This window comes from Psychrobacter sp. W2-37-MNA-CIBAN-0211, assembly GCF_040309405.1.
In the GTDB taxonomy this organism is placed as follows: domain Bacteria; phylum Pseudomonadota; class Gammaproteobacteria; order Pseudomonadales; family Moraxellaceae; genus Psychrobacter; species Psychrobacter glaciei.
In genome coordinates this window covers 55290-75770 of the sequence record NZ_JBEOOU010000007.1, presented here as the reverse complement: position 1 = coordinate 75770, position 20481 = coordinate 55290, and the positions used below count along the sequence as shown (strand labels likewise).

At 44.7% G+C, this 20481-nt stretch carries 16 protein-coding genes; 12 read left to right on the top strand and 4 right to left on the bottom strand.

The window, feature by feature from the left end:
- Window positions 1–29: 29 nt before the first annotated feature.
- The 4 genes from AAEY72_RS08725 (at window position 30) to AAEY72_RS08710 (ending at window position 5308) form a co-directional block, all read left to right on the top strand.
- The gene (locus AAEY72_RS08725) at window positions 30–2147 is read left to right on the top strand and encodes an acetyl/propionyl/methylcrotonyl-CoA carboxylase subunit alpha (RefSeq protein WP_352310231.1); all 2118 of its coding nucleotides are present in this window, start codon (window positions 30–32) and stop codon (window positions 2145–2147) included.
- A 192-nt stretch (window positions 2148–2339) separates the two neighbouring features.
- Window positions 2340–3260, top strand: a complete 921-nt coding sequence (locus AAEY72_RS08720) for a hydroxymethylglutaryl-CoA lyase (RefSeq protein ID WP_352310230.1) — start codon at window positions 2340–2342, stop codon at window positions 3258–3260.
- 203 nt (window positions 3261–3463) lie between these two features.
- Window positions 3464–4651 carry an isovaleryl-CoA dehydrogenase gene (locus tag AAEY72_RS08715; protein ID WP_194363649.1) on the top strand — a complete coding sequence of 396 codons (1188 nt, stop codon included), beginning with the start codon at window positions 3464–3466 and terminating at the stop codon, window positions 4649–4651.
- Window positions 4652–4789: 138 nt separating this feature from the next.
- The gene (locus AAEY72_RS08710; protein ID WP_352310229.1) at window positions 4790–5308 is read left to right on the top strand and encodes an energy transducer TonB; all 519 of its coding nucleotides are present in this window, start codon (window positions 4790–4792) and stop codon (window positions 5306–5308) included.
- Window positions 5309–5396: 88 nt separating this feature from the next.
- On the opposite strand, the gene AAEY72_RS08705 is transcribed toward AAEY72_RS08710, so the two are convergent.
- Together AAEY72_RS08705 and AAEY72_RS08700 are read right to left on the bottom strand one after the other, a co-directional pair.
- The gene (locus AAEY72_RS08705) at window positions 5397–6119 is read right to left on the bottom strand and encodes a pantothenate kinase (RefSeq protein WP_352310228.1); all 723 of its coding nucleotides are present in this window, start codon (window positions 6117–6119) and stop codon (window positions 5397–5399) included.
- Window positions 6120–6200: 81 nt separating this feature from the next.
- The gene (locus AAEY72_RS08700; RefSeq protein ID WP_352310227.1) at window positions 6201–7190 is read right to left on the bottom strand and encodes a biotin--[acetyl-CoA-carboxylase] ligase; all 990 of its coding nucleotides are present in this window, start codon (window positions 7188–7190) and stop codon (window positions 6201–6203) included.
- Between the two features lie 195 nt (window positions 7191–7385).
- Here AAEY72_RS08700 and AAEY72_RS08695 point away from each other — a divergent pair, with 195 nt between their 5' ends.
- Together AAEY72_RS08695 and AAEY72_RS08690 are read left to right on the top strand one after the other, a co-directional pair.
- The gene (locus AAEY72_RS08695; protein ID WP_352310262.1) at window positions 7386–8189 is read left to right on the top strand and encodes a sulfite exporter TauE/SafE family protein; all 804 of its coding nucleotides are present in this window, start codon (window positions 7386–7388) and stop codon (window positions 8187–8189) included.
- 3 nt (window positions 8190–8192) lie between these two features.
- Complete coding sequence (locus tag AAEY72_RS08690) at window positions 8193–8726, top strand: hypothetical protein (protein WP_352310226.1); 534 nt, start codon at window positions 8193–8195, stop codon at window positions 8724–8726.
- Here AAEY72_RS08690 and AAEY72_RS08685 read toward each other — a convergent pair.
- Together AAEY72_RS08685 and AAEY72_RS08680 are read right to left on the bottom strand one after the other, a co-directional pair.
- Complete coding sequence (locus AAEY72_RS08685) at window positions 8713–9279, bottom strand: IS630 family transposase (RefSeq protein WP_352310225.1); 567 nt, start codon at window positions 9277–9279, stop codon at window positions 8713–8715. The two genes, AAEY72_RS08690 and AAEY72_RS08685, sit on opposite strands and share 14 nt — an antisense overlap.
- Complete coding sequence (locus tag AAEY72_RS08680) at window positions 9206–9556, bottom strand: IS630 transposase-related protein (protein ID WP_352310224.1); 351 nt, start codon at window positions 9554–9556, stop codon at window positions 9206–9208. Before AAEY72_RS08680 ends, AAEY72_RS08685 begins: the two co-directional genes overlap by 74 nt.
- On the opposite strand from AAEY72_RS08680, the gene AAEY72_RS08675 reads away from it, so the two are divergent.
- The 6 genes from AAEY72_RS08675 to AAEY72_RS08650 all read left to right on the top strand — a co-directional run bounded on the left by AAEY72_RS08675 (window position 9544) and on the right by AAEY72_RS08650 (window position 20473).
- Entirely contained in the window at window positions 9544–10179 is a 636-nt protein-coding gene (locus AAEY72_RS08675) for a hypothetical protein (RefSeq protein WP_352310223.1), read from the top strand. The genes AAEY72_RS08680 and AAEY72_RS08675 overlap by 13 nt on opposite strands.
- 89 nt (window positions 10180–10268) lie before the next feature.
- A complete protein-coding gene (locus tag AAEY72_RS08670; RefSeq protein WP_352310222.1) occupies window positions 10269–14270 on the top strand; it encodes an AAA family ATPase in 4002 nt (1333 codons plus the stop codon).
- 215 nt (window positions 14271–14485) lie between these two features.
- A complete protein-coding gene (locus AAEY72_RS08665) occupies window positions 14486–15502 on the top strand; it encodes a cell division protein ZipA (RefSeq protein ID WP_352310221.1) in 1017 nt (338 codons plus the stop codon).
- A gap of 279 nt (window positions 15503–15781) precedes the next feature.
- Window positions 15782–17869 (top strand): NAD-dependent DNA ligase LigA, encoded by a 2088-nt coding sequence (gene ligA, locus AAEY72_RS08660; RefSeq protein ID WP_352310220.1) that lies wholly within the window; start codon window positions 15782–15784, stop codon window positions 17867–17869.
- A gap of 556 nt (window positions 17870–18425) precedes the next feature.
- Window positions 18426–19061 carry a hypothetical protein gene (locus AAEY72_RS08655; RefSeq protein ID WP_352310219.1) on the top strand — a complete coding sequence of 212 codons (636 nt, stop codon included), beginning with the start codon at window positions 18426–18428 and terminating at the stop codon, window positions 19059–19061.
- Window positions 19062–19258: 197 nt separating this feature from the next.
- Window positions 19259–20473 (top strand): IS256 family transposase, encoded by a 1215-nt coding sequence (locus tag AAEY72_RS08650; protein WP_352310218.1) that lies wholly within the window; start codon window positions 19259–19261, stop codon window positions 20471–20473.
- Window positions 20474–20481 lie beyond the last annotated feature (8 nt).

Below are 20481 nucleotides of genomic sequence, written 5' to 3'. Positions count from 1 at the left end.
AATAACAACGACAAGACACAGGGATAGTTATGTTTTCTAAAATTCTAATCGCCAACCGTGGTGAAATTGCCTGCCGTGTTGCAGCTACTGCCAAGCGTCTGGGTGTCAGCACCGTCGCTGTTTATTCTGATGCGGATCGTGAAGCTAAGCATGTGGCTGTCTGTGATGAGGCTATCTATTTGGGCGGCTCGGCACCGAAAGACAGCTACCTAAAAGGCGATGCCATTCTTGCGATAGCGCTTGAGACTGGCGCACAAGCGATTCATCCGGGTTATGGGTTTTTGAGCGAAAATGCTGATTTTGCGCAAGCCTGTCAGGATGCAGGACTGATATTTATTGGTCCATCGGCTGATGCTATCCGAGCCATGGGCGGCAAGTCTGAATCCAAGCGGTTGATGGAAACAGCTGGCGTGCCATTGATACCGGGCTATCATGGTGACAATCAAGATGCAGAATTTTTGCAGCAGCAAGCCGATAGTATCGGCTATCCAGTATTAATCAAAGCCAGTGCAGGTGGCGGCGGTAAAGGCATGCGTATCGTGGAGCAAAGTCGCGACTTTGTGGATTTATTAGACTCATGTCGCCGTGAAGCCATTACCAGTTTTGGTGATGATAAAGTGTTGGTTGAAAAATACGCCTTAAAACCGCGCCATATCGAAATCCAAGTATTTGGCGATACGCATGGCAACTATGTGCATTTATTTGAGCGTGATTGTTCCGTACAGCGCCGCCATCAAAAAGTATTAGAAGAAGCGCCCGCACCGGGTGTTGATATTGCGATGCGTGAAGCGATGGGAACCGCTGCTATCGAAGCGGCTCGTGCAGTCGATTATGTTGGCGCAGGCACGGTCGAGTTCATCGTTGAGCAGCGTGAAGATTCTATGAATTTTTATTTCATGGAGATGAATACGCGGTTGCAGGTTGAGCATCCAGTCAGTGAAGCGATTACTGGTGTCGATTTAGTTGAGTGGCAGCTTTTAGTCGCGGCAGGTCAGCCATTGCCAAAAACCCAAGCCGACCTAACTATCAACGGTCATGCAATTGAGGCGCGCATCTGCGCCGAAAACCCTGACAACAGCTTCTTGCCAGCGACAGGTACGTTGTTTACGTATCAAAAACCTGAACACAGCACCTTTATGATTGATAAAAATGGTACTGGCGTGCGTATCGATGATGGCGTGCGCGAAGGTGATGTAATCAGCCCGTTTTATGACTCTATGATTGCCAAGCTCATCGTTCATGCGCCGACGCGAGAGCAAGCATTAGCCAAGCTCGATCGAGCACTTGCCCAAACGCGTATTGTAGGTTTGCCGAATAACGCGGCATTTTTACGCTATATTTTAAATACAGAATCTTTTAGTAAAGCCAATCTCGATACTGCATTGATTGAGCATGAGCGTGATGCTATTTTTAACCAGCAGCCTTTAGCCTTATCGATGCTCGTTGTGACCGCTATTACTCGTCAGCTTGCGAGCGAAATGGCGATGCAAGAGTCAGATATCGATCCATTTAGCAAACTTACCGGCTTCCGTGCTTATAATGATTACACTCGCTCATTTAGCTTAGTTTATGATGAGAGTGCTTATACGGCCCGAATGAGCAACTGGCACAATGCGAATTGTTCTGATAGTAAAAAGGGTAGCGATAATCTTAGTAGCTTTACGCTCGTTATTGAAAAAGAAGTCGCGAATACACAGGATAATAGCAATATCAATGTAGCTGCTCAGACCGAAACAGTTTATGAAGGTCAAGTGGGCTATGTCAGCAGTGACGAACACAATCATACGTTATGGTTAGATGGTGCACGTACTAGCGCACAAAGCTGGGTGCTTAATGAGACGGTCTATGTGTTCACAGACAGTGGCCGTGACGAGATTACGCTTGTTGATATTATGGCGCACGTGGGCGAAGAGTCCGCAGCGGTCGGCAGTTTAAAATCACCGATGCCAGGACAGGTTGTTGCCTTTAAAGTGGCGGTTGGCGATACTGTTAAAAAAGGCGAGCCACTTGCCGTCATCGAGGCCATGAAAATTGAACATACCATCACTGCACCGACAGATGGTGTGGTGGCAGAATTGCTATTTGCAGCAGGTGACTTGGTCGCTGATGGTGACGAGTTATTACGCATTGATACTGAAAGCGAATAGCTGACGGAAGAATAATATAGTCAGTGCAATATAAAAGAAGTACGTTCAAAATAGCTTTCTACTGGTATACATTTTCCTCGCTTGCTGCGCGCTTCGCGCTCCAGAGGCTTCGCAAAATCTATCCCGGCAATACGATATTATTTTTAAATTGAATCGACTATAGAAAGGCGAGCATTAAAAAGGATGATAAGTATGAAAAATGCATACCCAAAACACGTCACCATCGTTGATGTCAGTCCACGCGATGGCTTGCAAAACGAGTCAACGACGGTACCGACTGAGGTTAAGCAAACGCTTATCAACGATTTGATTGCGGCAGGTATCAAAAAGCTGGAAGCAACAAGCTTTGTCTCGCCAAAGTGGGTACCACAAATGGGTGATAATAGCGCGCTGCTTGACGCGCTAGCACCGACACGGCAGACGGAGGTTTGCTATTCAGTCCTAGTGCCTAATATGCGCGGTTTTGAAAATGCTATTTTGCACCGTCCTGATGAAATCGTTATTTTCGGCTCAGCTAGTGAAGCCTTTAGCCAAAAGAATATCAACTGTAGTATTGACGAGAGTATCGAGCGCTTTGCACCAGTAGCTGCTGCGGCAAAAGCGCAGGGTATCAAAGTACGCGGCGTGATTTCATGTACGGTTGGTTGTCCTTATGAAGGTGACATTGACCCAAGCCAAGTAGCGTATGTGACCAAGCGTCTGGTAGAGATTGGGGCTGAGCAAATTGGCATTGCCGATACCATTGGTGTTGGTACGCCACTCAAGGTGCAGCGCGCGATACAAGCTGCATTAGAATATGCTGATATCTCTATGCTATCGGGTCATTTTCATGATACTTATGGTCAAGCATTGAGCAATACTTTAGCGGCACTACAAATGGGTGTTAGCGAATTTGATACCTCAGTGGCTGGACTGGGTGGCTGTCCTTATGCCAAAGGCGCAACAGGTAATGTGGCGACCGAAGATGTGGTGTATATGCTGCATGGTATGGGTATCAGTACTGGTATTGATTTGGATAAATTGGTCGTGGCAGGCGAGCGTATCAGTGCGTTTTTAAAGCGTCCAAATGGCTCAAACGTGGCACGTGCCATCATCAATAAACGTCAGTCTTAACAAGTATAGTCAATCCACTATAAAAGTGTGACAGCGTTAACCTCGCTTGAAGTATTCAATATACATCTACACTCGGTTGCCTTGTCAGACTTTCACATTGAATTGACTATGACTGCAAAAATGACATTATAAATACAGTTATAGTGGTTTTAAAAAAAGATTAAAAATCGAAATTTAAAAATATCAAAACACAAGGAATAGTTATGAGTTTACCTGGATTGAATTTTCAGCTTGGCGAAGATATTGATGCATTACGCGATATGGTGCAGCAGTTTGCAACCAATGAAATTGCCCCACGTGCTGCCGAGATTGATAGCAGCGATGAATTCCCAATGGATCTGTGGCAAAAGATGGGTGATATCGGTCTGCATGGTATTACCGTTCCTGAAGAATACGGCGGATCTAACATGGGCTACGTCGCACATATGGTCGCGATGGAAGAGATTAGCCGTGCTTCGGCATCGGTAGCGCTAAGCTATGGTGCGCACTCAAACCTATGTATCAACCAAATCAAACGTAACGGCAGTGAAGCACAAAAACAAAAATACTTACCAAAGCTGGTCAGCGGTGAATTCATCGGTGCATTGGCTATGAGTGAAACGGGTGCCGGCTCAGATGTCGTCAGCATGAAGCTCAGAGCTGAAGAGAAAGACGGTAGCTATGTGTTAAACGGTACTAAAATGTGGATCACCAATGGCCCAGATGCGGATGTGATGGTGGTCTACGCGAAGACCAATCCTGAGCTAGGCGGCAAAGGCATGACAGCCTTTATCGTTGAAAAAGGTATGGAAGGCTTTGGTACAGCGCAAAAGCTAGATAAGCTCGGCATGCGTGGTAGCCATACTGGCGAAATGACCTTTAACAATGTGACCGTGCCGAGCGAAAATATCTTAGGCGGTCTCAATGAAGGTGTTAAGGTATTGATGAGTGGCCTAGATTATGAGCGTGCCGTATTGGCTGCAGGTCCTATCGGCATCATGCAAGCAGTGATGGACAATGTCGTGCCTTATATCCATGATCGTAAGCAGTTCGGTCAAGCCATCGGTGAGTTCCAGCTTATCCAAGGCAAAGTTGCGGACATGTATACGATATTGCAAGCAGGTCGTAGCTTCTTGTACACCGTGGGTAAAAACCTCGACATGTTGGACGCGCGTGGTGCTGGTCATAGTCGAGAAGTGCGTAAAGACTGTGCCAGTGTGATTTTATGGTGTGCCGAAAAAGCTACTTGGATGGCAGGTGAAGGTATTCAAATATTTGGCGGCAATGGCTATACCAATGAGTATCCACTTGGTCGCTACTGGCGCGATGCTAAGCTATATGAGATTGGCGCAGGTACCAGTGAAATCCGTCGTATGCTAGTCGGTCGTGAGCTGTTTAACGAGACCAAATAAAGCGAGACTAAATAAAATGTAACTACGATTTAAAAGTTAACTTTTATCGAATAATTTTATTTTAAAATCTAAAAATGTGCTACGTTATATTTCTCATAGCGTGGCACTTTTTAATGACTGAAATAAAAGAATTTTACAATGACCCATACATCACATACCAAGCCAGACTTTAATACCGTTTCTTCCTTACTAACCAACATAAAATCTATCGGTGCTAATAGCCTGTTAGTCGCTTTGTTTACATTTTTTACGATGACAGCCAGTGTCACGCCTGCACAAGCAGAGCTGGTTGACTTGTCTAATCCTGAACCTGTTATTCAGCTCTCTACTCGAGATGCTAGCTGGCTGAAACCGCCGATATTCGATTGTGCTATTCGTCATAACCCCATAGATAGATATTTAATTCATTGTTCCTATGATGAAAATGGGGCTGCTATCAAGCCTTGTGATAGAACGGATTTAAAAATAGTTTTGTCATTACGCGTTGATAAGCAAGGCAGTATTGAAAATATAAAAGTGATTGAGAGTAGTGGTGTAGAAAGGATCGATAAAATGGCTATTAGAGAACTGTACAAAGCTCGATTTAAGCCTTTCTTGAAAAAAGGAAAGGCAGTAATGGGAAATGTTGATGTACCGATTGTATTTACAGCACGATAACCGTCGTATTTAAACCAAAAAAAGCAGTACGTTTTAAGCGTACTGCTTTTTCTATTCTAACTTTATAAAATACGACAACGCACGTCAGTTATTTACTATGATCAAAATATCGTGCCAGACCATTTAATAATAAATCATCACGCAGACGTACAGGACGGTTGACGTGCTGTGAGATAATGGCTGCATCACCACCCGTCATGATGACTTCAAAGTTGGGATGACGGTGGCTAATCTCATTAATCGCACCGACGATTGATAATAGTATGCCGCGATGTACCGCATCTTGTGTGGTCACACCTTGGCCGACACTATCGAACGTCCCGTTAGAGATGGTGATTTGTTTGGTACCAGAAAACAACGACTCACGTTGCAGATAGATACTGGGGAAAATATAACCGCCCAAATGCTCAGCGTGATCAATCAAATCAATCGTCACTGCTGTACCGCAACCAATCACACATTGACGCTTTTTCTTATCGACCGCGCCCAGCATTTGTAGCCAACGATCACAGCCGAGCTGCTCATCATTATATTGACTCTTCATGAGTGTGTGAGCGGCATCGACATGGACGAATTCAAACGGAATATTTAGACGGCTTAAGGTCTCTGACACCTTGGCATTCAGCTCGTCACCTAGTACGGACGAGATACCAATAAAGTCAGGAGCAAAACGCTCAAAGCGATCCGTCAGACCCATCAGCAATTCGGCTGGTGCCTGCAAATGTTGTTTGGCATCATGTGTGACTATCTGACCGATATCATCGGTGAGCCAGTATTTCAGGCGGGTATTTCCAAGATCAAGCCAGAGCATAAAATTCCCTTTATATAGCGCAGCAATTATCAACATCCTATCCTGATAGCTACTGCACTTTAGTGCTCGTTTATTAAACGATTAAGTCGTTTGAATAACGTCGATGCGTCCGGTGAAAAGTGCAGAAATCTTACCGTTATCTTGGCGCAATTGCAAACATCCATGTGTATCGATACCACAAGCGTGGCCCGTGAGTATATTCGTTTGACCGTTATGCTCTTGGGTCACACGTAATCGCAGTTCGCTCAGTGCATCCATCGAGTCAAACTGCTTCAAAAAGCTATCCAGATAATAACGATGTCCCGTTGGTTTCTCTATACTTAAGTGCTCAAAGCGCGTCATAGCAACCATTAACGCTTTACTCATTTGCTGATAGAGCACACGTAAGCTCGGTAGACTGGCAGCCTGCGCTTTTGGCTGTAGTGTCTCAGCAATATCTTGTAAGCTAATCGCTTGATAACTCATGCCTTCAGAGGTTTGCGCAGTTAGCTTGGGAGTGGCTTGGACATTGAGACCGACACCTATGACCACGCCAACCAGTTTGCCTGCTTGCGATACGGGTTCAATCAGAATCCCAGCAAGTTTATTAAACGGCAGCGTCTGATGGTCTAATTCCGTATTATGCACATCAGCGCTATCTAAGGCAGTCTGAACTTGATTTTGACTTTGATAAAAGCCCAAATCATTTGCCCACTTCACGCCGATTGGCGTTAGTCCATCCGTGTGCAATTGCTCATTTAGCATTTGGATGACAGGCATTTTTGCCAGCTCTACACCGATGATTAATGACAGTAAGCCGCTAACCGGTATGTGAACAGGATGATAGAGAGACAGGTAGACATTACCACGCGGTGATTGCCATGAGCGCCCGTGTTGTCCGCGACCAGCGCTTTGGGTTTCAGCCGTTAGCAGGTGCATCTTGGTCGCATTCAATGTGCCATTTTGTACGTCCGCTATTAGCTCGCTATTCGTAGACGCGCTACTGGTAAGATGGCGATGATTCAGCTCAGGTAAATGCTCAAGTATTAATGACTCAGACACAGAGTGAGATGATTGATTAAGTATCGGCATAAGTTTATTCTACTTGAGTAATGTCGCTGGGATAATCTTTGATATACTGGACGGTTTTCGCAAACAGACAGCATAAAGATTGGGGTGTGATTTGGCAAATGCAATTAAGAAGATGTCACTAAGTGCATAAACAGGCAAATCAGTAAGATAAAAATACCGTTCAAAATACAAGAAAAATAAAAGGCTAATTCGATGATGCTATATGTGTGGTTTGTGATTGCAGGGGCGTTTGCTGGCGTGAGTGCTGGTTTGTTTGGCGTGGGTGGTGGCATGATTATCGTACCAGCATTGGTATGGATTTTTACCGCTTATGATTTTTCACCGGAAGTGATCACTCATTTGGCGATTGGTACGTCACTGGCGACCATCGTTGTGACCTCGATTAGCTCACTCACTGCTCATAATAAGCGCGGCGGTGTACGCTGGGAAGTATGGCGAAAAATGGCATTGGGTCTGGTCGTCGGTAGTCTGGTGGGCGCGGGTGTTGCGGACATGATTGACGGTAAGGTACTACAAGCTATTATCGGTATCGGCGCGCTTTTAGTGGCGATTAAGATGCTGTTTTTCTCTAATAAAGAACAGTTGGGGAAGCCATTACCCTCTGCTGGCATCCAGTTTGGTGCTGGTACGGGTATTGGTATGGCGTCGTCTATTTTCGGTATTGGCGGTGGTAGTTTGACCGTACCGTTTTTGAACTGGGCGGGATTACCGATGAAACAATCGGTCGGCACCTCAGCGGCTTGCGGTCTACCGATTGCATTGGCTGGCGCGGCAGGGTTTGCATGGTTCGGTCAAGACGTGGTCAATCTCCCTGAGGGTACGATAGGGTTTGTCCATATCACGGGATTTTTATGCATCTCAGTGGCTAGCTTTGCGATGGCAAAAGTCGGTGCCAAGCTCGCCCATGTATTGCCTGCGCTGATGCTTAAACGTGCGTTTGGCGTGTTGTTAGTGTTTGCTGGCGGGCAGTTGTTGTTGAGTGGGATTGGGGTGTTGTAAAATATGAATAAAATAGTAGAGACCTTAGAATCAAACATATCTACTGTAAAAAATAAGAAGCCATTAGCCTACTTCGATCAAAATATTCTAGATATGTTTTATAAATATATTCCTGAAGAGCACTCTGTGAGTAACCTCTTCACTGAAGATTTCCAAGTGGTTTACTCTGATATTACATTAGCTGAAATCCATAAAGCAGGAGTCAATGGTAAGAATGTGAAATATACTAACAATTTTCTAGATGTACTGACTAGATTAAATGCTCAGCATATTTCCTTAATGATGGAAGATGGACATATTATCAATGAGATTTATAGATCATTCCAATCACCTGCAGCTCACTATAAATTGTTTTTAGAAAATATAGAGTATGATGAGTTTATTTTACCTATGCAAAAAACTAGTTTAGCGTTATTTGGAGGTGTAAATGATTATGAGGCTTTAAAAGCTGAACAAAAAAAAGTAATGCAAGATCTGCAGACTTATTTGAAAGTTCAAATTGAGTTATTAAAAGAGGGTATAGTTAAGTCTTTATAAAATCGATACAGCCCATATCATGAAACAGTTTAGGTAGATTATTCTCCATCCACCCTTGGTGTAGAAACTTAGCCTGTGCCCATTTTTTCTCGATAGGGTTCAGATCGGGGCTGTACGGCGGCAGCCAAAGAATACGGTGGCCATGTCTGTTGAGTAGTTTTTGAATACGTCTGTTTTTATGAAACCGAGCGTTATCCATGACAATCACGCTCTTGGTTTTAAGACTTGGAATAAGTGTGAACTTACACCAGTCATAAAATATATTGCTATTGATATTTGTCTCAACGTACTCAAGCGCAAACAGCATTTTCTCATAGAGAGCTCCGATGACATTCGTACGCTTCTTTGCTTGCCAGTTGTAGCTATCGATACAGGGTTTACCTATCGGTGCATAGCCATGAGAGCGAATGGTTTCAGCCTCAAAGCCGCTTTCATCCATATAGACAATGGGATAGCCTTGCTGAGTAAAGCGATCAAGCTTACTCTGGAATATCGCTCTTTTTATCGGACACGCTTTCGGGTGTTCTAAGGTCTTTTTTTTGACTGATACCAAGACGCTTTAAAGCATTAAAGATGCCCGTTTTACTACAGTTCAAGCGACGAGCTCTTTCATAGTTATAATCATCTGGGTATCTTTTTACGTCTTCAATTAATGCGTCATCAGGTATTTTAGTTGGTGCTTTATTTCTGGTTGTTTTAGGAGCTAGGTTCTGCTGCCAGCTGTGAATGGTGCTGGTGCTAAGTCCATAAAATAGCGCAGCTTCTCGTATGGTCATACCATCAGCTATGCTAGAAAGTACCTGTTTGCGATAGTCTATTGAATAAGTCATCGTTTATTTCATTAAATGCAATTGTTAATAAGATTGTATCGTTTTTATTTGGATTAGACTATAGTAATAAAAATTCAGATATTGAATTTTTTATCAAGAGTTATGAATCAAAAATCATAGAGCTTGACTCTCAAGTAGAGATTTTTAATGAAAGTATTGATAAATCGTTAGATAATATTCGAAATCATACGGCTGAAAAATCAGGACACCAAGCTTTAAGAGAGTATTTAAATATTGATATCAACATACTCAAAAATATTGGACCACCAAATACTTTAGATAGCATCTTGAAATACTTACGACATATAAATGAAGAAAATGAAGTAAGTATAGATTTAATTTTTAATTTTGATAACAGTCATATCAGCCTAGATAGAGAGTTATACATTTTTGAAAAAGTGAATCAAATATATGCTTTGCTCAATTTGATTAGTTATCACGAAGATGAGAAGTTGCATAAAGAAGATAAGCACTTTAGATCTCTGCGTGATATGCATCATGCTTCATATGCATGTTTCTGTGAATATTTTTTTACTAATGACAAACGATTAATAAAGAAAGTGCAAACAGCATATGAGTATTTAAATATTGCTACTCAAGTTTGTAGTTTACACCTTGAGTAAGTCTATATTTTTATGGATATAAACCCTAAAAACCCACCACAATTTCAGGTAGAATAGCCGCCTGTTTTTGCTAAGTTTACTGATCCTTCATGCGTCTAAAATCCCTAAAGCTGGCAGGCTTCAAATCCTTTGCCAATCCAACGACTTTTACCTTTCGCCATGGCATCACCGCCATTGTCGGGCCGAACGGCTGTGGCAAATCCAACGTGATTGATGCCATTCGCTGGGTGCTGGGTGAGACCTCTGCCAAGCAGCTGCGTGGCGGCGCGATGAGCGATGTTATTTTTGCTGGTACGCAAGACAAGGTTGCCAAAAGTGTCGCCAGTGTCGAGCTGACGTTTGAGCATACGCAAGATGAGCATACCGGCATTCGTCATGAATTTAACCTATACCAAGAGCTGTCTGTTCGTCGTCAGGTAAATAAAGATGGCCGCTCGGATTACTTTATCAATGGCACACGTTGTCGTCGCCGTGATGTGGTCGATGTGTTTTTGGGTACGGGACTTGGTGCGCGTAGTTATGCGGTGATTGAGCAAGGCATGATTGGACGTATTGTCGAATCTAGCCCCATGCAGCTGCGTGAGTTTATCGAAGAGGCCGCAGGGGTGTCTCGTTATCAAGCGCGCCGCGAAGAAACGCAAAAGAAGCTAGAGAAAACACAAGAAAACCTAGCACGTCTGCATGACATGCAAAGCGAGCTGGTCAGCCAACAGAAGCGTCTGTCGAAGCAAGCCGCCAGTGCGCAGCGTTACGAAGAGCTGGCCTTAACACTTGCTGATATTAAGCAGCAACTGGCCATTCAGCAGTTGTATCAAGCCAAGCATACTCAGCAGCAGCAAAAACTAGCGCATGAGCGTAGCACCGCTGAAGTCGCCACGTTGCAAGCCGACTATGAGACGCTAAAAGCCCAACAAGATGAGCTCACCACGCACATTAACCAAGAGCAATGGCTCAAGGACGATGCCCAAAGCGCTCACTATCAGCAGCAGCTAGGCTATCAACAAGCTGAGCACGAGCTGAGCGATGCCAAGTCACAATTGACTGTGATTGAGCAACAACTCGCGAGCTTGGATCAGCAGCGCGCACAAGCAGTGGGTGAGATTGATCGATTAAAAGCCGAGCAAGCCGAGCAGCAGAATATATTAGAGGCGTTACGTCCACAGCTCAGTGAGTTGATGAGTAAACGTGACATGCATAAACGTAATGAGCAACCGTTACAACGCGCATGGCATGACGCGCAAAACCAGCTATCACGCTTGCAAGATAATGTGCGCATGCTTGAACAACAGCAAGCCATTAATAGCCAAGCGCAAAAACGCCATCAGCAAAACCATGACAAATGGCAGCGCCGCCAGCAAAACTGGCAAAATCTATGGCAGCAATTACAACAGTCGCTATCAACATCTAGCAATAATAATGGTTTTGATAAGGACTCTGATAAGCGCTCTGATGAACAAGCGCCAACGGATGCACAAAACCTACAGCAGACGTTAGAGACGCAAGTTGCAGAGCTAAATAAACAGTTACAGCAGATAGAACGCCAACAAGACAGCGTCGATGAGCGTCTGTTGGAACTACAACCGCAAGCGCATGATTTACAGCAGCGCTTGAATACGCAGCAGCGTGAGTTGAGTGAGCATGAGAAGCGACACGCGGTATTGGCCAGTGAATATGATACCCTGCATCAGATATTGCATCCAAAACCTACACCGCAAAATCAACAGCAAGCCTCTGTCTCTACAGCGGATAATCTAGACGATAGCTCGGAAAGCAATGTCGTCAATCGCTATAACGAGTTGGCTATTACCACCTTACGTGAGCAGATTGAGCTGAGTGAAAAAGGGCATCAGCACGCGGCATTACTCGATAGTGTCTTGGCATTATGGCTAGATAGTCATGTACTGTTCTCTAACCAATCTAATCAATTAAACGTTGATAATACGAACGATGCTTCTCAGGAAGCGAACAGCTTATGGCACGTGCTTGAGCATGATCTAACGGATATTGTTACTTATCAAACAGCACAAAATGAGCAGGCTAATACAGAAGGAAAACCTTCGATAGAAAGTGGTCATAGCTTGTGGTTACCTGCTAAGAATGAGGTAGCTACAAAGCCATTTTCCAGTAGTTTGCCAGATAGCTTGGCTGATAAAGTAATGCCATTATCACAACTGATTAAGCAGCCTGCATTGGCGCTTTGGCAGCAGTGCTACTTGTATATTACGCAATCAGAAGCGAGCAATCAGCAGACTCTTGAAGACTTTGCCAATATCTTAAAAGCGTTGCCATCGTCAGCTATTTTGTTAACCACAGACGGTTGGCTCATCAGTCGTCAGGGTACGATTAATCTAAGTAAATTTACAGGTGAGCAAGATAGTCATGGTGAGAGTAATAGCCAGTTTTTAACGCAGCGTTTGCAGCAGCGCAGCCGTTTGCAAGCATTAGAAGATTTGCTATATGAGTTTGAAACCAAAATACAAGAAACGCAAAAGACCATTGCAAAGAATCAACGCGACTATGATGCGTTAACGGTCAATCTAGAAGAAACCCGCGCACAAGCAGATCAGCTCACCCGTGATAAACATAAATATCAGCAGCAGCTAACGACTCAGCGTGCCAATGCTGAGCGCCTGCAAGCAGACAGCCAGCGTCTTATGGCGGAAAAATCTGCCCTTGAGCAAGAGCAACAAGAGTTAGCTCAAGAGGGACAAGCGCTCACTCATGAGCAGCAAGATATTCAAAGTCAGATGGTAGCGTTAACGCCGCAAATAGCAGAGGCACGAGCGACTAATCAGCAACTGCAAGCTGAGCGCAGTGAGCTAAATCGTACACGCCAAGCCGATGATGATGCATGGCAAGCATTGCAGCTGCGCATCCAGCAGAGCGAGATGCGCCTAGAACATAGTGTCAGTAGCCTTGTACGGGCAACTGCGCAATATGACCAGTCACTACGCAGCGAGCAACAGCTAAAAGCGAGTCATCAGAAACAGCAGGATAAGCTACCAAGCTTGCAAGTGGCATTACAGACGGCGCAAACAGCACGAGACAAACAGCAGGTGCTATTGACCGAGCGTGATACGGCATTGGCTGCGCTAAAGCAAGACTATGCTCAGCAGCAGACAGCGTTGGATAGCGTGCAAAATACGCTACAAGTTCAGCAGGGTAAGCTTGCGAATCACGCTACTGAGTTGGCACTAAGCATGGCACGTTTAGACGATGCGAGCACCCATACCCATGATGCTTTAGAAGCGTACTATAAGGTGAGCCATAAATATAAAGCGGAGTCGCATTCAACACAGCACCCGCAGCATCAGCAACAAGTGATGAGTGTCTCAAACTTACTCGCGGATTTTATCGCTCATGATCGTCGTGTGCGTCCAGATAAAATCGCTGAATTAGAGGCTGAACGTGCCACGCTTGAGCAGCAGTTAGGCAAAATTGGCCCAGTCAATCTCGCCGCAGTGGCAGAGTTGGCTGAGGTCAATGAACGTCTAGAGCCATTGGCGCAGCAGACGGCAGATATCGCGGCGAGTATGCAGACGTTGACGGCAGCGATTGAGTCTATTGATGAGACGACTAAGACCCTGTTTATGCAGACGCTCGATGCCGTCAATACTGAGCTTGCCAATTTATTTGCCAAAGTCTTCGGCGGTGGTCAAGCCAGTTTGACGTTGAATACAGACGATATGCCAGCCAATATCCCCGCTGACAAGCATAGATCAGAGCAGTGGCGGGCAGGGCTTACTTTAATGGCACAGCCTAAAGGCAAGCGTAATAGTCGCCTAGCTGTGCTGTCGGGTGGTGAAAAAACCCTCACTGCGCTGAGCTTGATTTTTGCAATATTTAAGCAGCATCCCGCACCATTCTGTGTGCTCGATGAAGTCGATGCACCGCTTGATGATGCCAACGTCGAACGCTTTACCAGTTTGATTCATGAGCTGGCCGATGATTTACAGTTTATTTTTATCAGTCATAACAAACTGACGATGCAGATTGCCGATGAGCTAAAAGGCATTACTATGCCAAGCGCAGGTATTTCTACACTAGTGAGCGTCTCGCTAGATGAAGCCGCGCGTTATGTAGAGAGCTAAGACTCAAAAATCTGATACTAAAAGTACTATGAGAATCAGCGAGATGCAAATATAATCAATCAATTGGCATAAATGCAAATAAGCTTGACCTCAGTCCAGCATACTGGTTATAAAGTACACAATGTGGTGACGACATAGGTCAGCCATGCTAGAATATTGCCATTTATGCTCGTTTGTGTATTCCCTTTTGTTATATATACTAGGATGTATTTATCATGACCGTTATTCAGTTTATATTGATTGCCATTGCCGCGTTTATCGTGCTCGCAGGGCTGTTTATGGTCATTCGTAGCTTTAAGCGCCGCGCTGCTACCGAAGCTGCTGCGGTCAATTATGACAAAAATGGTATTCCCATCATACCGCGTCACGAGCGTAATATCGTCGATCAGCCAGACCTTGATGATACGGTCGCTGGCGAGACGAGCATCGGTCCAGATCGTAGCTACTTGGATGCCGTCGTTGAAGAAGAGCCTTTGACGCAAACGCATACTAACGTTGACGCCCAGCTAACAGCCGAGCATAGCAGTACCGTAACTGACGACCATGACGTCATCGATGAAGCTGACTATGCGCGCTGGCAAGATGAGCAAAGCCGTGCCGATAGTGCTGAATTTGTAGAAGCCGCTGATCAGATGCATATCGAGCAAGAGCCTGATGCGTTTTCAAGCCTTATGTCGGCAACGGATAATCTGATGCCATCGATCGACACGGCAGAAGAGCCTAGCTTCGATGACAACAGCCCGATACTGGATCAGCATCTATCAGAGTCAGGCGACGACGCGCAAAACGGTCCATTGATCAATGCCAAAGACAATATCAATATCACCATCTTGCCGCACCAATATCGTGACCGTCCAACGGCGACTATCCGTGGCCGTGATTTATTGGCGCTGATTGACAAATATGGTCTGCGCTATGGCGCGATGAATATGTTCCATCGCTATGAGCAAAAAGACGGCACCGGTATGCTTTGGTTTAGCATGATGGGTATCACCGATAGTGGTATCGCACCATTTGATCCGCATAGCGTGGCGACTAATACCTATACTGGTGTGGTGGTATTTTTATCGTTGCCACACCCACAAGCATTGCGCAGCTTCGATAGTATGATGAGCATTGCTTATATGATGGCAAGCGATTTGGATGCCATTATGCTGGATGAAGAGAACGAACCAATCACCTCTGAATACAAGCAGCAACTACGTAACCAAGTCCGCGACTATGAGGGTTAATCGTTACTAAAGTTGATTAAAATCGATAAATAATATCAGTACTAAAAAAGGCAAATAGCGATTAACGTTATTTGCCTTTTTTAATGGGCTTTAGTTTCTGCAAAATGCTAGAGTCGGTTCAAGATAATTTAGATACAAGGAAGGTGAGTGAAAGTCCTACACATAGTAGACTGAGCGAGCCTGACACAGTATTTGATTTATATAGGATTGGCTATACCGAGTATCCTGCAAACTTGTTATTATATCGACATCTTGAATTGCAAAGAAAAGACGCCGACTATGACTGACCCTATCTTACCGACCGCTGCTCAAGCTGAAACCAATAAAAATGCGGCTCATGATACTGGCGATACTATCGTCATCCAAATGCGCACGTTTATAGATGCTCTTAAGCAGAACAATTATGCCTATTATGTGCTCGACAATCCCATCTTAGAAGACAGCGAATACGACCAATTGCGCCGCTCTTTATTGGAGCTTGAAGAAGCATATCCAGATTTGGTACAGCCAGACAGTCCGATTAATCAAGTCGGTGATATGCCGTTATCAGCTTTTACTCAAGTCACTCATGACATCCCCATGCTGTCACTGGGCAATGTTTTTGACTATGACGAATTACATGCCTTTATGCGCCGCGTCAACGACCGTCTAAATGACGCGCAAAAAAATCCTGAGTATGAAATGGAGCTAAAGCTTGATGGATTGGCTGTGTCGTTAAAATATGAGCATGGCAAATTTGTACAAGCTGTCACGCGCGGTGATGGGCAAACGGGCGAGGATATTACGCAAAACACCAAGACCATTCGCAACTTGCCACTTTGGCTCGCGGATGCCGCTGATATTGAGCTGCTAGAAGTGCGCGGTGAAGTGCTTATGCCCAAGGCAGGATTTGAGCGTCTCAATCGCCTAGCAGAAGAGAGTGAAAATAAAACCTTTGCCAATCCACGTAATGCTGCTGCGGGTAGCTTACGTCAGTTAGATCCAGCTATAGCAGCCAGTCGTCCACTCGCATTCTATGCTTACTCCATCAATCAGGGATTGCCTGAGGCCATCGAAACACAGTCAGCAGGCTTGGCGTGGCTAAAAACCATTGGCTTTACCGTCAGTGCGGTAGAAGTGGTCGCAAATCCACGTGCCGCACTGACGTATTATGAGTCAGTAATAGAAGGTCGTGCCGATTTGCCATTTGAAATCGATGGCATGGTGATAAAGGTGAATAACCTGTCATTGCAGCAGCAGCTTGGGTTTCTATCCCGCGAGCCACGCTGGGCAACTGCTTATAAATTCCCTGCTGAGACCGTGATGACACGTCTAAACGATATCGAATGGCAAGTCGGACGCACCGGCGCGATTACCCCAGTGGGTAAGCTCGAACCCGTCAAAGTCGGCGGCGTCACGGTTAGTAATGTTACCTTGCACAATTTTGGTGAGATTCAGCGCTTAGACGTGCGTGCAGGCGATATGGTCAGCGTCCATCGTGCAGGGGATGTCATCCCCAAAGTCACTCGTGTTTGGCATGACCAGCGCTCAGCAGACTCAACACCAGTGACGCTGCCGTCTACCTGTCCTGTCTGCGACTCTCCTGTCGTCCTGCCAAAAGATGAGGCATTAGCACGCTGTACGGGCGGTCTATTTTGTCCCGCGCAGCAGCAAGAAGCGTTGATTCACTTTGTCTCGCGTCGTGCGATGGATATCGATGGGCTTGGTGCGAGTTGGCTCATTAGCTTCTTTGAGCATGGTTTGGTCAAGACGGTGGCAGATATCTATCAATTGCACAATCATCAAGACGAGCTAATCACGCTAGAAAAATTGGGTGAAAAATCGGTACAAAACATCCTCAGCGCTATCGAAGCTAGCAAACATACCACGCTAGCACGATTCATTTATGCACTTGGTATTCGCGGTGTGGGTGAGGGCACGGCACAAAACTTTGCACAGCAATTTGGTGACCTCGATAGCCTGATGGCAGCCAGTATCGAAACTCTGATTAAAACCCCTGACGTTGGTACTATCACTGCCGAGCTGGCTTATGAGTTCTTCCGTGCACCGCACAATATCGAAGTGATTAATTCATTGCTTGAAGCTGGCGTCTATTGGGATAAGGTCGAGCAAAAAGCTGCTGGAGACTTGCCACTTGATGGGCAGACGTGGGTGATTACGGGTGCGCTTGAAAAAATGGCACGTGATGAAGCTAAGGCCAAACTGCAAGCGTTAGGCGCAAAAGTATCGGGCAGTATTTCTGCTAAAACCACGGCATTATTGGCAGGCGAAAAAGCGGGTTCAAAAATGGCGAAGGCTGAAAAACTGGGTGTGAAAGTGGTGGATGAAGAAGAGTTCTTGGCGTTGGTTGGGGATGAGAACCGTTAAAACAAAGAACTGCTAACTGCGAGCATAGCTCTTGTCTTGCGTCGGGCAAAACAGTGTTTTGCTTATGCCTCCTCAGGTTCGTAAGAGAAAATTCCTTAGAGGGGATTTTCTGGTTAGGTTATATTTTAATAACAGGCTCGTTTCTAGCGCAAGAGCAAAAGATTTAAAAGCATGGCCTCAGCATTAAGTTCTTTTAAAGTGGGCAAATATGCGGGTCATGAGCCGTCTTTCTTTAATGGTTCACTCGGCGCTCGTCCCTCGCGTACAGTTTTCGCTTTTAGCTTTAGTAGAGAGTAGCGGTTGCTTTACTCATTCACGCAAGAATAAGCACTTTGCACATTTTTGAGTAGGGTGCGCCCAGCGCACTTTTAAGAAACGGATTTTTGAGTTTAAAGCATTGTATGATGAGTAATTGAGCGTTAAATAATTTACGTGGATAATGGCATTTAATCCACATTTTCATATTTATGCGTTGGTGCGCGGGGCGCACCCTACCATTCTTTTATTATTCTTTATCAAAAATTAATAAAAGTGAATTTAGTCACTAGGAAACATCATGCTTGCACTTGCTCTACTATTAGGTTTGATAGTTTGGGTTCTTATTACCTTAGCTGCTATTTTCATTGGTACAAAACTAGGTAAATCATTATATCCAGACAATCCTAAAGCAGGACTCTACGGCGCACTCTCAGGTTTTATGTTGACCATGGGCGGATTCATTGTGTATTGGGCAGTAGAGTATGCCTACATTCAAACCAAAGTAAGTGATTTGTGTGAGAGTGAAGGTGGAGTGACAGTATACGTGACGCCAGAGGAATATAAGAAACGAGTCAAAAACAATAACTGGAAATCTATAGAAAAATATAAGCCTCTCCTAGGGGGTAAGTATAGGAGCTATATCGAATATGAAGGTCTAATGTATGAGATTTATGACAATGGAGCTGTTCTAACCTTGACTAATACTAGTAGCTTAAAATCAGTTAAGAATTTTAATTCGATTATATATGATGCAGAGAACGAAATAGTTTTAGCAAAGTTAGTAATGTACAGCGTTACCTCGGCAGCAATAGCAAACGATTTCTCGGGTTTAAAATTTTGGATGAGTAGCATTGATGATTGTTTTTCAAACGTTGATCAAAGCAAACGATTTAATTTAAAAAAACAGTATTCGTTAATATCAAATCAGGAGTGAGTTTAAATGAGTAATGATAATCAGTTTCTATCGGACTACGTTTATCTAGCAGAAGCAAGCTACGCTAACTTTTCTAGAGGCTATGATATTGATAATGTCATAAAAGCTATTTCTGGAACAGTTAGCGTAGGGTGCGCCCAGGGGAGTTTCCCAAACTTTGTGTAACTGCTTATAATCCACTAACAGGAGAATAAGCAATGACTACTCAATCTGACATTAAAAAACTGGCCGAGCAAATGGCCAGCAGCATGAACAGCTTTGATGATATCAAAGACTTCCAGAAGCAGCTCATGCAGTCGTTTATCGACACTGCTCTTGAGGCTGAGATGGAAGACCATCTTGGCTATCCCAAGCATGAGAAAGCCGATAAGCCTAACAAGCGCAACGGACACACTAAAAAGACCATCCGTAGCGACACAGGCGATCTTGAGATCTCCACCCCAAGAGACCGTAATGGTGACTTTGAACCTGCGTTAGTGCGTAAGCATCAAAGTCGTATCTCAGGTCTTGATGATAAAATCATATTCTTTTACGCTAAAGGTCAAACCACCACTGAAATTGTCGAAACCATCAAAGATATCTACGACGTTGATATATCAAGCTCTCTTGTCTCAAGAGTCACAGATAATATATTAGAGGACATCACCGCTTGGCAGAACCGTCCGCTGAGTAGTGTTTATCCTATCGTCTACTTAGACTGCATTGTCGTGAAGATACGTCAAGACAAGCAGATCATCAACAAGGCTATCTATCTGGCGCTAGGTGTTGCTCTTAACGGTAAAAAAGAGCTGCTTGGTATGTGGCTATCAGAGAATGAGGGCGCTAAGTTCTGGCTGGGTGTACTCACTGAACTACAAAACCGCGGAGTGCAAGATATCCTCATTGCCTGTGTTGATGGTTTAAAGGGCTTCCCTGATGCCATTAACACCGTCTACCCCAACGCTCAGGTTCAGCTGTGTATCGTACACATGGTGCGTTATTCCATGAAGTTTGTGCCATGGACGGATAAGAAGGCCGTAGCCGCTGATTTAAAGGCCATCTATGGCGCTGATACGCTTGAGATAGCAGAGGCCAATCTTGAGCACTTTGATGAAGTGTGGGGTGATAAGTATCCGCATGTGGTCAAGTCTTGGCGCAGCAATTGGGAGGGCTTAACGGTGTTCTTTGAGTATCCTAAAGACATCAGAAAAGCGATTTATACCACCAATGCTATAGAATCACTAAACAGCGTGATTCGTACGGCGGTGAATAAGCGTAAGGTATTCCCATCTGATCAAGCCGCATTCAAGGTGGTGTACTTAGCAACCCAGCAAGCATCCAAAAAGTGGTCGATGCCGATCCGTAACTGGACGTCTGCTTTGAATCGTTTTATGATTATGTTTGATGATCGTATCAGTAAGCATTTAATCTAAATGGCAGT